Annotated in this window: 16 protein-coding genes; 8 read left to right on the top strand and 8 right to left on the bottom strand. The window is 61.6% G+C overall.

Annotated features, from left to right (window positions below; translation table 11 throughout):
- The coding region (locus tag A2J01_RS23105; RefSeq protein WP_197494279.1) for an AraC family ligand binding domain-containing protein at positions 1-472 on the bottom strand (472 nt) is incomplete at its 3' end.
- 140 nt (positions 473-612) lie between these two features.
- On the opposite strand from A2J01_RS23105, the gene A2J01_RS23100 reads away from it, so the two are divergent.
- Both A2J01_RS23100 and A2J01_RS23095 read left to right on the top strand, forming a co-directional pair.
- Positions 613-1,281 carry a DsbA family protein gene (locus A2J01_RS23100; protein ID WP_007730785.1) on the top strand — a complete coding sequence of 223 codons (669 nt, stop codon included), beginning with the start codon at positions 613-615 and terminating at the stop codon, positions 1,279-1,281.
- A gap of 146 nt (positions 1,282-1,427) precedes the next feature.
- Entirely contained in the window at positions 1,428-1,859 is a 432-nt protein-coding gene (locus tag A2J01_RS23095) for a MarR family winged helix-turn-helix transcriptional regulator (RefSeq protein ID WP_003942924.1), read from the top strand.
- 54 nt (positions 1,860-1,913) lie between these two features.
- On the opposite strand, the gene A2J01_RS23090 is transcribed toward A2J01_RS23095, so the two are convergent.
- Positions 1,914-2,606 (bottom strand): alpha/beta hydrolase, encoded by a 693-nt coding sequence (locus A2J01_RS23090; RefSeq protein WP_058226887.1) that lies wholly within the window; start codon positions 2,604-2,606, stop codon positions 1,914-1,916.
- 190 nt (positions 2,607-2,796) lie between these two features.
- On the bottom strand, positions 2,797-2,964 hold the full coding sequence (locus A2J01_RS36980; RefSeq protein WP_231783601.1) for a hypothetical protein: 168 nt from the start codon (positions 2,962-2,964) through the stop codon (positions 2,797-2,799).
- On the opposite strand from A2J01_RS36980, the gene A2J01_RS23080 reads away from it, so the two are divergent.
- Positions 2,887-3,690, top strand: a complete 804-nt coding sequence (locus A2J01_RS23080; protein WP_231915883.1) for an AraC family transcriptional regulator — start codon at positions 2,887-2,889, stop codon at positions 3,688-3,690. The two genes, A2J01_RS36980 and A2J01_RS23080, sit on opposite strands and share 78 nt — an antisense overlap.
- Positions 3,691-3,692: 2 nt before the next feature.
- On the opposite strand, the gene A2J01_RS23075 is transcribed toward A2J01_RS23080, so the two are convergent.
- The 3 genes from A2J01_RS23075 to A2J01_RS23065 are packed head-to-tail and all read right to left on the bottom strand — an operon-like array spanning position 3,693 to position 6,348.
- Positions 3,693-4,421 (bottom strand): YdcF family protein, encoded by a 729-nt coding sequence (locus A2J01_RS23075; protein ID WP_030536059.1) that lies wholly within the window; start codon positions 4,419-4,421, stop codon positions 3,693-3,695.
- Positions 4,422-4,476: 55 nt separating this feature from the next.
- Positions 4,477-5,004, bottom strand: a complete 528-nt coding sequence (locus A2J01_RS23070; protein ID WP_054781016.1) for a hypothetical protein — start codon at positions 5,002-5,004, stop codon at positions 4,477-4,479.
- A gap of 60 nt (positions 5,005-5,064) precedes the next feature.
- Positions 5,065-6,348: a PucR family transcriptional regulator gene (locus A2J01_RS23065; RefSeq protein WP_054826048.1), complete on the bottom strand. Its 1,284-nt coding sequence runs from the start codon at positions 6,346-6,348 to the stop codon at positions 5,065-5,067.
- 136 nt (positions 6,349-6,484) lie between these two features.
- On the opposite strand from A2J01_RS23065, the gene A2J01_RS23060 reads away from it, so the two are divergent.
- Both A2J01_RS23060 and A2J01_RS23055 read left to right on the top strand, forming a co-directional pair.
- On the top strand, positions 6,485-7,360 hold the full coding sequence (locus tag A2J01_RS23060) for an SGNH/GDSL hydrolase family protein (protein WP_064113670.1): 876 nt from the start codon (positions 6,485-6,487) through the stop codon (positions 7,358-7,360).
- Positions 7,361-7,412: 52 nt separating this feature from the next.
- Complete coding sequence (locus A2J01_RS23055) at positions 7,413-8,789, top strand: spinster family MFS transporter (protein ID WP_003942962.1); 1,377 nt, start codon at positions 7,413-7,415, stop codon at positions 8,787-8,789.
- Between the two features lie 52 nt (positions 8,790-8,841).
- Here the strand turns inward: A2J01_RS23055 and A2J01_RS23050 are convergent, their stop codons facing one another.
- Both A2J01_RS23050 and A2J01_RS23045 read right to left on the bottom strand, forming a co-directional pair.
- On the bottom strand, positions 8,842-10,098 hold the full coding sequence (locus A2J01_RS23050; RefSeq protein ID WP_064113669.1) for a hypothetical protein: 1,257 nt from the start codon (positions 10,096-10,098) through the stop codon (positions 8,842-8,844).
- Positions 10,095-11,423: a lipase family protein gene (locus A2J01_RS23045; RefSeq protein ID WP_064113668.1), complete on the bottom strand. Its 1,329-nt coding sequence runs from the start codon at positions 11,421-11,423 to the stop codon at positions 10,095-10,097. Before A2J01_RS23045 ends, A2J01_RS23050 begins: the two co-directional genes overlap by 4 nt.
- 156 nt (positions 11,424-11,579) lie before the next feature.
- Here A2J01_RS23045 and A2J01_RS23040 point away from each other — a divergent pair, with 156 nt between their 5' ends.
- The 3 genes from A2J01_RS23040 to A2J01_RS23030 form a co-directional block, all read left to right on the top strand.
- A complete protein-coding gene (locus A2J01_RS23040; protein WP_064113667.1) occupies positions 11,580-12,329 on the top strand; it encodes a succinate dehydrogenase cytochrome b subunit in 750 nt (249 codons plus the stop codon).
- Positions 12,330-14,282, top strand: coding sequence for a fumarate reductase/succinate dehydrogenase flavoprotein subunit (locus A2J01_RS23035; protein ID WP_042446381.1), 1,953 nt, complete (start codon positions 12,330-12,332; stop codon positions 14,280-14,282).
- Positions 14,279-14,999: succinate dehydrogenase/fumarate reductase iron-sulfur subunit (locus A2J01_RS23030; protein ID WP_064113666.1), on the top strand; the 721-nt coding region annotated here is incomplete at its 3' end. The genes A2J01_RS23035 and A2J01_RS23030, both read left to right, overlap by 4 nt.

Raw genomic sequence — 14,999 nt, 5'->3', positions numbered from 1 at the left:
CGAGATGGGTCAGTTTCAACAGAATTGCTGTCAGCGTGTGCCGCAGAATGGCCGCGCGAACGACCGGCGCGGAAGTATCCGGGCAGCCGTAGTTCAGGTTCAGGTGTTTCATACCCGTGCTGATGGTCTCGAGGTTCTCACCGGACAACTGCCACGCTGCCTGCCGACTGCGAGCGTTCCCGTCCAACAACTGCTGACTGACGGCATCGAGCGACGAGGGCGTGAACAGAACAACCGTCGCCTCGAAATCCTGGATTCGCCCCCACTGTTGCACCTGCCCCGGTCTGACCCAGAACACGGTCCCCGGGCTCACCGCGTAGTTCACGAAGTCGATGGTGTGTAGCGCCGAGCCCTCGGTCACCAGAGCGAGCAAGTGAAATTGCGGACGTTGGGGGCCGACGAACTCTGCGCTTCCCCCGTTGATGCGAATGGTGTCCAGGCTGAGTACTTCGATCTCGGTCGCATCTGCCACCGACGATGCGTACCCGACGTCCCGGACGGGTACTTGTCTGTTTTTCACTAGTTCGGGACTCATCTTCACCGTGACCGAATACCCGAATGCGACATACCGTCAGGGTATCAATCAGTTCACGCTCGGATAGGAATCTTCCAGTGCAGACATCACGCTCGGAAACAGCAGGCAAGACGCAACTCACCTACGTCTTCGACGCCTATTGCGGGTGGTGTTTCGGCTTCGGCCCTGCGTTGACGGAGTTCGTCCGTCAAAATGCCGATTCCATCGACTTGTCCGTGGTCAGCGGCGGACTGTTCACCGGTGAGCGCGTCGCGCCCATGTCTTCGGCTCCGTACCTGAAATCAGCCAACGCCACCATCGCCGCCCAGACCGGCGCTGTCTTCGGTGACGGATATTCGCAACTGGTGACTGATGGGCGGTTCGTCATGGATTCGACGGATGCAGCGATCGGACTCGCCGCACTGCGCGCGCAAGATCCGACACGCGCCCTCGACATCGCGGAGGCCATGCAGATCGCGTTCTACCGAGACGGTCGCAGCCTTTCCGATCCCGAGACGTACCGATCCATCGCGGAATCCCTCCAACTCGACCCATCTGCCGCGGTGTCTTCCCTGTTCACCGCCGCCTCGAAGGATGCCGCCCGCGCTGATTTCGTCCGAGCACGCAGGCTCGGCGCCACTTCGTTTCCGACGCTGTTGTTCCACGGGAGCGACGGGTCCGTCGTGAAATTCGGTTCTCCGACCAGTACCGCGGCCGATCTCACCCGCGACCTGAACACGTGTGTGCGGGCGTATGCGGTGGCTTGACCCACCCACCTTGCGAGCGAAAGGTACGCCCGGCGCCTTCAGTACGCCGAACGTACCTTTCGCTCAGCGTGACTTCACCCAAATCACTTCGGCCCCCCTTCTGGTTTGATGAACACCGAACGAATCGCACCAAAGGGGAAACGACAGTGGTTTCAGATCCGATCACGGGCCTGGAGATGGAACTTGCCGACATGTGGCAACGAGGACGCGCCCAGGCGCGCACCTATGCGCGCGCAATTCATCCCAAACTCGATCCGGCGCTCTACCCGGTTCTGGTCATCCTGAACCGTTCGGATGCGGTGCGGATGTCCGACCTGATCTGCACCCTCGATATCGAGAAGTCCACCTTGACCAGGCAAATCGACGCCGCAGCTCGACTCGGCCTGGTGGAACGGATCCCCGATCCCGACGACGCTCGCGCCAAGTTGGTAGCTCTGACCCCTGAGGCGCGAACGAAGCTCACGACCATCCGCAATCACCAGATAGATCGCTGGCGCGCCCGACTCGCGAAATGGGATACGGACGACATCACCACGCTGACAGCGCTGCTTCACCGACTGGGCAGTTCCGAGGACTGACGACAAAGTAATCGTGATGGGCAGCCCACTCGAACAGCCGGACGATTTACGCCGTCACGACAATTCTGCAGCAGCACGCAGAATCAACTGGGTGACCTCGTGCGGGTGGGACGCCAAGGATGCATGGCCTGCGTCGAGTTCCTCGATCTCGCGGGCACCGATACGCTCTGCCATCCATCGCTCGGTTTCCGGCGGAATCATTCGGTCCTGCCCTGAAACCTGATACCAACTGGGCTTCCCGCGCCATGCCGGCGGCCCTGACGGGTCCGAGAAGCACTGACCCGCAATGGGTTTCTGCGTCAGCGCCATGACCAATGCTTCGGTGTCGTCGAGATCCTGACTGAAACTCTCCTGAAACTTGTCCGGGGCGATCCACAAGAAGCCCTCGGCGTCCGGCGCGATGTTCGCCGCGCCCGCCGGCTGATCCGTGCGGGCGAAGATACTTCCCAGGCTGTCACCCTCGTCCGGCGCAAAGGCAGCGATATATACCAGTCCCACAACGTTTTCCGCATGACCCGCGCCTGTGATCACCGCGCCGCCGTACGAGTGTCCGACCAGCAAGGTCGGGCCGTCCATCGATTCGGCCACCTTCCTGGTCCGGTCCACGTCGTCGGCGAGCGAAGTAAGTGGATTCTGGACCGCAACCACTCGATGCCCGGCGTTGTGCAGGGTGGGTATGACGTGACGCCAATGAGAACCGTCTCCCCAGGCTCCATGCACCAGAACGATGTTTACCTTCTCTGTCATGACCAACTCCTCCAGATACGCAGTGCGACGAATACTCCGACGATCGGCAAGCCTTCGAAACCCAGGCCTTGCCTGTTACCCAGGTTAAGGGGATCCTGGATCAATAACCATGACCAGATTGCCAAGTTTTTGTGCAGAAACGCCGAATGCTCGAGACCATCGGAGTGATCGATCCATGAGGACAACATCATCACAGCGGTACGTACCCACCACCGACGAGACTCGAACCCGGGACACCCTCTCGCACGTTCTCGAAGTCGTCCACCTTCGCGGTGATCAGATTCATCGCTGCGTCCACGGCGAGAACTTCACCGTGGAGGTACCCACGGGGGTGCGAGCACTTCACATTGCCGAGCACGGTGACATCGTGATCAGAACGCAGGGCAAAGCCCCGATCGAACTCGGCCCCGGGGAACTCGTACTGCTACCCCATGGGCATGCTCATACGATCGAGAATGCGATGCCGATGCCCCCGAAAAACGAAACATGTTGGCTTTTCGGTACTTTCACACTCGACGACGTCGCAGCGCAGCGACTGCTGTCCGTTCTGCCGGACTTCGTCGAACTGCGCGCGACACAAGGAACCCCGGTCGAGTGGCTCGATGTGAGCAGCCGACTGTTGGGCGCCGAGGTGGACGATCCGAAACCTGGTTCCTCCGTGATGGTTTCCCGGATTCTCGACCTTCTCTTCGTCCAGATCCTCAGAGCGTGGGCTCGAGCGGACGGATCGAACGGCGGATGGTTGACCGCAGCAATGGATCCACGAATCGGGCAGGCCCTCGAGGCCGTCCACAACGACCCGTCACGCAACTGGACCATCGACGAACTGGCGACGCTGTCCACCCTGTCGAGATCGTCTTTTGCGGAGCGCTTCTCGCGACTGGTCGGCCAGACGCCCGGCGCTTACATCACCGAGCGCCGACTCGACCGTGCCGCCGAACTACTCGTGCAAACCACCGAGCCGGTCGGAACCATTGCGATAACTGTCGGCTACGAATCCGATGCCGCGTTCAGCCGCGCCTTCCGTCGACGATTCGACGCCTCGCCGTTGAACTGGCGAAAGTCCAACTCCCACAATCACTGACGTCAGGTCGCAGCGATTACGCCTGCGACCGGGATCCGGCCGAGAACTGCAACGCGGAAGTCCACCATCGCGCGCTCCACGTGATTGGCGCTCGAGACCACAACCACGCCGGTCGCGCCTCGATCGGCGAGAATCCGCGCAGAGTTGATCGCATTCTCGACTGTCGACCACGAAGTTCCCTCTTCGGTGATCCGGCCCGGGTTGACGCCGTTGGCAACGAGCCATTCGCGCATCGCCCTGGCTTCCGTTACTCCGGCCTTCGGAGCCCCACCGCTTGTGATGATCGGAGACTGCGGGTACTGACGGGCCAGCTGGAGCGCCGCCTGAAGCCGGTCGACCAACATCGGACGCATCGTGCCGTCGTCGAAGAGGCCGGCACCCAAGACGACGATGTTCGTGCCCACGGGGTTGAGGTCGAGCAGCACGGGCGACTGGCGTGTCAGCGTCTCAGCACTCGTGCACGCAAGAATGAGAGACCGCACCGGTGTTTGGCAGCCGCCCACCGTCGACAGGATGCCGTTGACTACCGTCGTCGGAGTGATGTCGGCACTCGCTGTCGCCGGCGACAATCCCACTCCGGCTGCGGCGATTACCGAAGCAGCAATCAATCCCTTCGTCAGAGACCTACGAACATTTGCCATGTAGCCGAACCCCCAGATTGTCGATTGTCCAGCCCACGGTAACGAACATTTCGTCGCGATTGCATCATTTGACTCAAATTTACTGTTCACTGACCGTCACACAGATTAAACATAAATATTGGGCAACAATTCGGGTTCGAAACCGTCATCTACCAGCATCTCGAATCGACGCGCCTGCCGCGTTACCGATCTGAGCTGCAGCATCCCCGAGCAGGTCGGCGACACTGAACGGCAACAATTCGTTGTTGCAGATCACGATGTTGCATCCGGGTGTTCCTGCTCGCCCCGTCCCGACCATCGTGTCGAAGATCAATTCGGGGTTCGCGAAGCCGACGAGCTGTGACGGATCGTCGATGAGCGGACCACCCGACCCATGCACGGGAGGCCCGACGTACGGCGGCGGTGGAACGTCCACGATCGAAGCGACGACAAGCCGCAAGAACTCCTGGAGATAGAGATCCCGAGGCGCGTTCTGCCACACCGGATGCGAAACATACTTGCTCACCGGCGCATTCACGGAGTAGAAGTCCTCGCCCGCGTTCACCCAGGTCAAGAAGCCGTACCCCCCATTGGACGGAGAGGGCGCGGATAACTCGTCGAGGTAGGCGGAGTCGATCAACGTCTGATCACGCCACGCGCCTCGTTGCACCATCAGCTGACCCAGTCTGGCCATGTCTCCCGGCCGGATTGCCAATCCGAGAATCAGACACGTTCACAGGGAACCACAGCCGCATCACGTTTGGGAAGAGTCCGCCTCCATTCCGAGCGCGCGACGCGCTCCCAGCGCCATGGTGACCTGTACAAGATCTTTCGGTGACGACAGGTCAAGTCCCGTCAGGGAACTCGCTTTACGCAGGCGGTACACGACCGTGTTCGGGTGTACGTGCAACTGCCGAGCGGTGGTAGCTCGATCGAATCCGGAGTCGATGAAAGATTCGAGCGTCTCGAGCACGGCAGGATCGGACTCCAACGGCGACAACACATCTGCGAGGATCGGCAGCGCAGCGCTCGGGCGGGTCAGTTGATACTCGACTGCAAGATCCTCGAGACGCACGACCCCACTTGTACGGCCGTACTTTCGGGCAACGTTCAGCACCTCGCGCGCCTGCGACACCGCTGCGGGAATTGCGGGCGGTGCCGCGACATGTACGGCGGCAACCGTCGATGCACCGATGACCTTCTCGAGATCACCCAATCGTCGACACAATGAAAGATATTGCGGACTCGACGCCCAGTTCCCCTCAGCGGGTTCCGATTCCACAATAGGAATCAGTACGGCTCCGCCACTGCTCCCGAGCACCCCGAGCGCTTTGTCACGCCCCACCTGATCGAGCTCTCGTTGCAGGTGGCGCACCTTTCTCCGCTCGGCGACGGCAGTGTCCACCTCGGTCGAGGACTCGTCGTCATTCCGTTCGACGTGCAGCGCCACCACCCAGTACAGGCGCGCCAACCTGATGCCCACATCGTCGGAGACCCGATCAACATCGACACCCGTCGAAAGTGCTACGAACAATGACCTTCGCGCAGAATCCTCGTCCGTCTGGGTGGCGTGGTCGGAACCGTAGCCGGCAAGAACCGCCGACGCGGAGGCCGCGGTGTATGCATTCAAGAGTCGTCCGGTGCGGGCAAGTGCGACACCGTCTTCCGGGACCGCCCATTCGCTGATGGTCTCCCACCACAGCCCGGCAGCCAGGTGATATGCCCGCAGCACCTCACCGAGCGGAACCAATTCCTGAGCCCGTTGGCGAGCCGATTCGCTGATGTCGGCGAGCAACTCGGGCGCCAGATCGGCGCCGGTCCGCAGCATCGAAATGAACAGTTCCAGATTGCGCCTCACGATGGTGGTGACGTCGTTACGTAATGCCTCGTCAGGGAGCAACCGGTAGAAGGTGACGTCGCGGTGGACCAGATCGACTGTCTCAATGACCAGTGGATGGGTGCGTTGCGCCAGTCGGTCGGCCAGAGATCTGCCACCAACCAGGATCGGCTCGAACGGCAGATCTTTGTTTCCTGACACAAAACCCTCCACAGAATTGAATTGTCACCACAAGGCCGACCTGCCTTTTTCCTATCACTATGTAACCCACGCCACTCACGAATTCACAATCAGCGGCGTAACTGGAAGTCCCACCTTCGACCAAGAGGAGCCTCGAGTGACGTGGAAAACGCGCAGCGCAGCCATTCTGGCAGGCGTCGTGGCTGCCGGTTCGATCGCTGCTCTCGGGACCGGTGTGTCGAGTGCCGAGACACCGGTCAGCACTATCCAGTACGTCGCACTCGGCGATTCCGCGGCGGCCGGCCCACTGGTCACCGCGCAGGACTCGTCGTCACCGGGCTGTCTACGATCACTCGACAACTACCCGTCCGTGGTGGCGCGAGAACTCGGCGCTGAACTCACGGATATGACCTGCTCGTCGGCGCGATCCGCCAACGTCACGGACACCGCACAATCGACGTTCTCCGGTCAAGTATCACCGCAGGCAACAGCATTGGGGCCTGATACCGACCTCGTCACCATCACCATCGGTGCCAACGACATCTCGTTGTTCCCGACAGTTCTGAGCTGCGTCAATCCACTCCCCGAACCCGCCGGAACGTCCTGCCGTGACAAGTTCACCTCCGGTGGCGTCGATCAACAGCGACAGATGATCGAAAATGCGTCCACAGGTTGGAGTTCCATGATCGAAGTCGCGCAGGATCGAGCACCGTCGGCGCGCATCGTCGTGGTCGGATACGGAACATACATCCGTGGTGGCGGCTGCCCCGGCACTCAGCCGTTCTGGCCGCGCGACGCCGACTATCTCCAGAGTGTGATCGACTACGGCAACACGGTCATGGCAGCAACTGCGGCCCGTCACGGCGTCGAGTACATCGACATCACCGAAACCACTGCCGGGCATGACATCTGCACGGACCCTGCCACTGCTTACTACACGGGAATCGTCCCTACCCAGCCGGCGGTTCCACTGCATCCCACTGCGGCCGGGATGCAGGCGATCGGGAAAGCGGTCGCCGACGCTCTGTCCTGAGCTTCTCCCCCAGCACAATTCATTCAGCACTCGCGAAAAGGGTGGAACAATCATGTCAATTCAACGAGACGCTCCGCCGCTGCCGTCCGTCGACGGCGCCCCTGTCGGAACACGTGACAAACTACTCGGCGGCACACTCGTCGCCCTGTTTCTCGCGAACATGCTCAACTTCTTCGACCGGGCGATCCCCTCGGTCGTTGCCGAGCCGATCAAGAACGAGTTTTCGCTCAGCGACTTGCAATTGGGATTGATCACCTCTGCATTCACCCTCGTCTACGCAGTCGCAGGACTGCCTCTGGGCCGGTTGGCCGACACGAAGAACCGTCCCAAGATCATCGGGATCGGACTCCTGGTGTGGAGCGGACTGACGGCAGCAACCGGTGCCGCCGGCAGCTACGTGCTGTTCATCCTCGCGCGTCTCGGCGTCGGTGTGGGCGAAGCGACCTTCACACCCGCAGCAAACTCGATGATCGGCGATATCTACCCGGCGGAACGACGCTCACGCGCACTTGGTGTCTTCATGCTCGGTTTGCCAATTGGCCTCATGCTCGCCTACTTCACCGTCGGCAAGATCGCCGAGGCATTCGACAGCTGGCGTGCACCGTTCTTCCTCGCGGCGATTCCCGGTGTCCTGCTGGCAGTCGTGCTCTACCGCATGGCAGATCCGGTTCGTGGTGGTTCCGAAAGTCCGGAGGCCCGCGCAGCCGCTGTTTCACAGGCACCGATCACCCGCCCGATCCGTCGTCTGCTCGCAATTCCCACGCTTCGTTGGCTCATCCTTGCCGGGCTGACGTTCAACTTCGCCGCCTACGCAGTGAATTCGTTTGTCGTCCCGCTGCTCATGCGCCAGTACCACCTGAAACTGACTGCGGCGGCATCGGTCACGGGCATCATCGTCGGAATCACGGGCCTGATCGGATTGCTTCTCGGCGCTCGCTACGCTGACAAGGCCAGCGCACGCTCACCGCGCGCACGGTTGATGATCGGTGTCGGAACCTCGGCATTGGCGGCACCTTTGACGGCGCTGGCACTGTTGCAACACGGCGGAAACGTCGTGATGTTCACGCTCTTGTTCTCGGCCGGGTGGCTTCTGGCCTACGGCTTCTACATCAGCGTCTACCCTGCCATTCACGACGTCGTGGTTCCCAGGCTCCGCGGCACTGCGACGGCGCTGTTCTTCGCTGCCATGTACCTTCTCGGCGGATTCTCCGGACCGGTTGCCGTTGGAGCGATCTCGGACTGGTTCGCCAAGCGTGCGCTTGCAGATGCCGGTACCGGGAAGTTGGCTCAGTACGCCGGCGACGGGTTGAACTCGGCCATGTATCTCGTGCCAATCATGTTGGCACTCACCGCGGTATTCATCTACCTGGCTACCCGCACTGTAGGCAAGGACTCCGCGCGCATGCAAGCGGAGCTGAGCCAGGCCTGACCGACAAGTTCACGGGCGGTGGCGGGACCCTGAGGCCCCGCCACCGCCGAGTTCAGTTGACCGTAATCGCCAGAGTCGACAACATGGACCGCAACATGTCCGGCAAGCGAGCGATCATTCGCTGCTCGGTTATCCGAACGGAGACGGGCGCGGCCAGCGTCGCTCGCCACAGTTCCGGTTGATTCTTCATCAGGTTGTTGTAGACCGGGAGCAACTGATCGTCGATGTAGGTCCAACGACCATCCCGGTCCGCCCAGTTGAAGTCCGGAAGCGGCGTTTGCACAACAGCATTGCCCACCGCGAACGAGAGCGGGTTCGACTCGCGTGGCGGCACGACGCCAGGCATCGACGGTGATGCGGCGAAGGTGGTCAGGTAAGTCAACGAGCGACCAACGCTGCCGCGGTAGGCCTTCGCCTCGTCCCACTGATCACCCACCGACTGGTACTGCTCCCTTCGCAGCAGACGCACATTGCCGTCGAAGACCGATTCCGGTGTCCCCGAAGCAATGTTGTTCCACGCGATACGGGCGTTCTCGTCGAGCAACCCTGCGCGATCGAGTTCGGCGATGCCGTCGACACCGTCGTGAACCCACGCCATGTGCATGGGAATCAGGTCCGAGAAGATGTGTTTGCTCATCGCAATCACTTTCCCCTGGAACCACATCACGTCCTCGGGGCGAATCTCGTGGCCGACCTCGAGAAGTGCCGCAATGTCCTCGGGTGCTCCCATCGACGATGCAACCGGCGACCCGATGCGGTCGATCTCTCGCCAGACCAGTGCCATCGCCTCGCTGATCGCTTGGACTTCCAGCACAACCCGCCCGTAGTCCAAGTCGAGGAGTCCACCGGCGAAAGCGGGCCCGACCATTCCTCCCATACCTGCCCACTGCAGCTCTCGATGCTCGAGCTGGAGTCGCTCGTAGAACTGGAAAGTGTTGGTGAGGTTTCCGAGATTCGCGTGCACACCGTCGAACGGAGTCCACGAAGCGAGATCGATACCTGCCGACTCCGTCCCGACCGCGAGCCAGTACTGCTTGAGCAGTGTCTGATAGCGATGCGGATCCACTCCCGAGGCTCGGGCGGTATCCACCAAAGACCGCAGCGTCGCGGAATCCGATGGCAGAGAAGGATGCAGGCCGCCCGTGGCTTCGGCGTTTGCGTTCACTGCTTCCAGGTCGAGGTACCTGTCGAGCTCACCAGTACCCGCGGACGCCCTGCCTCCCAGTACGACGGCACCGCCGATACCTGCCGAAGCAACGAGAACCGTGCGCGCAAAATCCCTGCGCGTCAGAGACTTCCGCAAGCTCATCGTCCCTCGGCTTCGTCGAACGTCTTTGCCAGCCAGGCGATGTCCTGCATACCCAGCTGATCGGTCACCGTCTTGTACAGGTTGGTCACGTAATCGAGCGGCCCGCACTGCGACGGGAGCAGGTCCACGTTGCCGCCGTCTGCTCGATATGTCTGCGCCAAGTGCTCTGCCTCACTGAAGGGAACGAGAAAGTCGTCCTCACAGGAAGAAATCAGAAGCTTGGAAGCCGGCGCCTGCTTTCCCAACGTGTTGTCCGCGTACGCCGCGGCCAGCGCAGGGATCGTTCGGGGCGAAGGGTTGGTGAGTAGGACGTCGAACGGAACGAATGGGAGTCCGAGGTAGAGCGCCTGGCAGGACGCGCGGAAGGCTGCGGCGACGTTGTGACCGATCGGAGTCAGATGATCGTCGAGCCGAACGTCGGGGTAGCCCGCGTCGAATCCGAGAATGCTCGAGAAGACGAATCCGGAACCGATCCCACCGGCCGCTGTTTCCTCGAACGTTGCGGGGTCGATCATCATCGCCTGAATGGCACTGGCCTGGACGTTCAGTTCCGGCGCATAATCATGGGCTTGTTCCGCGGCAAAGCCCGCTGCGACACCGCCTCCGGCGACACCGTAGATGCCGACAGGGGTGTCTGATTCGAGGCCGCCTTCCGGAAGCGCGAGTGCTGCCCGAACGCCGTCGAGCGTTGCCTTCCCTGAGAACTGTCCGATCGAGAACGGATGGGGAGCAGTGTCGCCGTCGTTGCCGACGTCGCTCATCATCACTGCCCAGCCGTGGCCGAACATCTGAGCCACCGGGCCGAGCGCCGAGAACATCGCCGGGTCGCTCTGATTGCCGCCGGTCCACTGGTGACTTGGTGCGCAGTTCGCGCCGAGGCTGTCGTTCGCCTCGGCGTATCCGATGATCTTGCGATCACCTGGCGCAGTTCCGTCCTCGGGAATCATCAGAATTCCGGTGCTGATCACCTGCCGACCGAAGTGATCAGTGGTGGTGTACATGAGTTGGTGAGCCGAGACCACGTCGGGACGGACCTGGTAGACCTGCACGCTGACCGGACGCGCTTTGAGAAGTGTGCCGGGGGCGGTACCCGGCTCGATTTCAGGTTCGTCGAACCACGGATCATCGGACGAGAGCCCGAGTGGAGTCAATTCGGTGGAAATGTCAGCGCCTTGGAGTGCCTTCACGACCAACGGGTTGAACACGTCGGCCAGGTCGACGGTCTCCTGCGCACCAGCCGGCGACCCCACCGCAAACAAGGCCACTGCCAGGGCCGATGCCGTTCCGGCGCGCCATGACCACCGTCGCCACGTCGAGTCAAACATCGTTCACGAGTTCCTTACTTTCGGGTAATGAGCACCCCTACACTCCCATTCACCTGCATTAACAGACAAGTCGGGCACCCATCCGTTGGCCGAAAACCTCGATCGGGCTTAGGCTGACGGCACCTGTCCGGCAAGTCTGGCGTGGGAGGTTTGTCTGTGAGTGCTCCGACCCGTGTATCGCGAGCTACCGGCGATTCACTCCAAGCTCGACCGCGGCCGTCCAACATCACGTGCAAGATTCTGATGGCCGTGACAGGACTGATCTTCGCCGCTTTCGTTCTCGTCCACATGATCGGAAACCTGAAGGTCTACACCGGTGCCGATCACTTCGACGACTACGCACACTGGCTACGAACGGTGTTCGAACCCTTCCTGCCCTACGAGGGACTTCTGTGGATTCTTCGCATCGTCTTGCTCGCGTCATTGGTCGCACACTTCGGGTGTGCCTGGCTGCTCACCGTCCGCGGACGCCGAGCTCGAGGAAAATTTCGACGTAAAGGTCTGGGAATCAAGTCCTTTACAGCGCGCACGATGCCCGTCACCGGAGCTGTGCTGCTGCTGTTCGTCATTTTCCACATACTCGACCTCACGACCGGAACCCGACCCATCGGCAGCAGCGAGTACGAAGCGGCCACGCGCACACAGAGTTACGCATACGACAATCTGATTGCCAGCTTCGAGCGTCCGCTGGTGGCAGCGTTCTACATCGTCGCGATGGCTCTGCTGGCAATGCACCTCGCGCACGGACTCTGGAGCGCGGTCAACGATCTCGGCGTGACCGGCCAACGACTGCGCCAGATTGGCGTTGCACTCTCCGGAATCTTTGCGCTCGTCGTGATGGTCGGAAACATGTCGATCCCCATCGCGGTCATGACCGGCGCCATCTCGAAGACAGGAGCGTCATAAGTGAACAGCTTCGAACTCGACGATCTGCGCAGCATCGGGACACCGGTGGACGGTAAGGTCCCGGCCGGCGATCCGGCGACGGCCTGGCCCACTCGCAAACTCGACTACAAGCTCGTCAGCCCACTCAACCGGCGCAAGTTCACGGTCATCGTCGTCGGTACCGGCCTCGCCGGCGCGGCCTGCGCCGCCTCCCTCGGTGAACTGGGCTACCACGTCGAGTCCTTCACCTTCCACGATGCACCCCGCCGTGCACACAGTGTCGCCGCGCAAGGAGGCATCAACGCTGCTCGCGCTCGAAAAGTGGACAACGACAGTCTCGCCCGCTTCGTGAAGGACACCGTCAAGGGCGGTGATTTCCGGGGCCGTGAGGCCGACTGTTTCCGTCTCGCCGAAGAATCCGTACGCGTCATCGATCACATGAATGCCATCGGGGCACCGTTTGCTCGCGAGTACGGCGGCACTCTGGCCACCCGATCCTTCGGCGGCGTTCAGGTGTCGCGCACGTACTACACGCGCGGGCAGACAGGCCAGCAGTTGCAGATAGCGTCGTCGCAGGCACTGCAACGTCAGATCGCAGCCGGAACGGTCAACCTACACACCCGAACCGAGATGCTCGATCTCATCGTTTCGGACGGGCGAGCACAAGGGATAATCACACGCGATCTCGTGACCGGTGAGATCGGCGCCACCACAGGCCATGCCGTCGTACTGGCATCCGGCGGCTACGGAACCGTATTCCACAAGTCCACACTTGCGAAGAATTCCAACGCCACGGCCGCCTGGCGAGCGCACCGACGCGGTGCGTTGATGGCTTCACCCTCGTTCATCCAATTCCATCCGACGGCACTTCCCGTCAACTCCGAGTGGCAGTCGAAAACCATTCTGATGAGCGAATCCCTGCGCAACGACGGCCGGATCTGGGTACCGGCCAAGCCCGGAGACGATCGTGAGCCCGGCGACATTCCCGAAAACGAACGCGACTACTACCTCGAGCGCAAATATCCTGCGTTCGGGAACCTCTCTCCCCGCGACGTCTCTTCACGGGCCGCCCGCGAGCAAATCGACTCCGGTCACGGCGTCGGCCCTCTGAAAAACAGTGTGTACCTGGATTTCCGCGATGCGTTGGCACGGCTCGGCCGCAAGACCATCGAGGAGCGATACGGAAATCTGTTCTCGATGTATCGCGACGCCACCAGCGAAGACCCCTATACGGTGCCGATGCGCATCGCCCCCGGAGCCCACTTCACCATGGGAGGACTGTGGAACGACTACGACCAGATGACCTCCATCCCCGGCTTGTTCGTCGGTGGTGAGGCAGGCTGGGGATACCACGGGGCCAACCGCCTCGGCGCCAATTCGTTGCTCTCGGCATGCGTCGACGGCTGGTTCACCCTCCCGTACGCGATTCCGAATTATCTTGCACCGCTACTCGGATCCACTCCACTCGAACTGTCCGATCCCGCTGTGACGTCGACGCTCACTGACGTGAGGGGTCGGGTGGACCTGCTGCTCTCGGTCGGCGGAACACACGGCCCCGACAGGTTCCATCGACAACTGGGCGAGATCCTCTATGCGGGTTGCGGTGTCACCCGAACGGCCGAGGGCTTGACCAAGGCGATCGCCGAAATCCGCGCACTGCGAACCGATTTCTGGTCGAACCTGCGAGTTGCCGGCAGCGGAAACCAGTTCAACCAGGAGTTGGAAAGGGCCGGCAGGGTAGCCGATTTCCTCGAGCTCGCCGAACTGATGTGCGTCGATGCTCTCGATCGTGACGAGTCCTGTGGAGCGCACTTTCGTGCCGAACATCAGACTCCCGACGGCGAAGCGCAGCGAAACGATCAGGACTGGTGCTTCGTCTCCGCGTGGGAAACCGCCCAGGACGGCAGACACGTTCGACACGACGAGCCGTTGTCCTTCACCGCTGTTCCACTGCAGACGAGGAACTACGTATGAAAATCACCGTGGACGTGTGGCGCCAATCCGGACCTGAGTCGTCCGGCGCATTCGACACCTACCAAATAGACGACGCGACGGTGGAGATGTCGCTGCTGGAGCTCCTCGACCGACTCAACGACCAACTCGTGGAGAGCGGCAACGAACCCATCGCCTTCGATTCCGACTGCCGAGAAGGGATCTGCGGGTCCTGCGGCATCACGGTCGACAATGTTCCCCATGGGCCGGTTGCGAACACTCCCACGTGCCGTCAGCACCTGCGTAGCTTCTCCGACGGTGACCGAATCAAACTGGAGCCGTTCCGCTCCGCAGCCTTTCCAGTGGTCCGCGACCTCGTCGTCGATCGCTCTGCGCTCGACCGGGTGCTCGAAGCCGGTGGATACGTTTCGGTCAATGCAGGAACCGCGCCGGACGCAGACAGTCAGCCGCTCTCGCATCAAAGTGCCGAAGCTGCACTGGACTTCGCCGCGTGCATCGGCTGCGGCGCTTGCGTGGCAGCCTGCCCGAACGGTGCCGCGCACCTCTTCACCGGGTCCAAACTGACCCACCTGTCTCTCGTCACGCAGGGCCGCAACGAACGTGGCAAGCGGGCCCGAGCGATGTCGCACCAGATGGAGGCCGATTTCGGGCCGTGCTCGACCTACGGTGAATGTGCGCAGGTGTGTCCCGCGGAGATACCGCTGACCGCGATTGCCGCTGTCAACAAGGAATCGATGC

Source organism: Rhodococcus sp. EPR-134 (assembly GCF_001647205.1).
Taxonomy (GTDB): Bacteria; Actinomycetota; Actinomycetes; order Mycobacteriales; family Mycobacteriaceae; genus Rhodococcus_F; species Rhodococcus_F qingshengii.
This window is presented reverse-complemented; position numbering and strand designations above follow the sequence as displayed.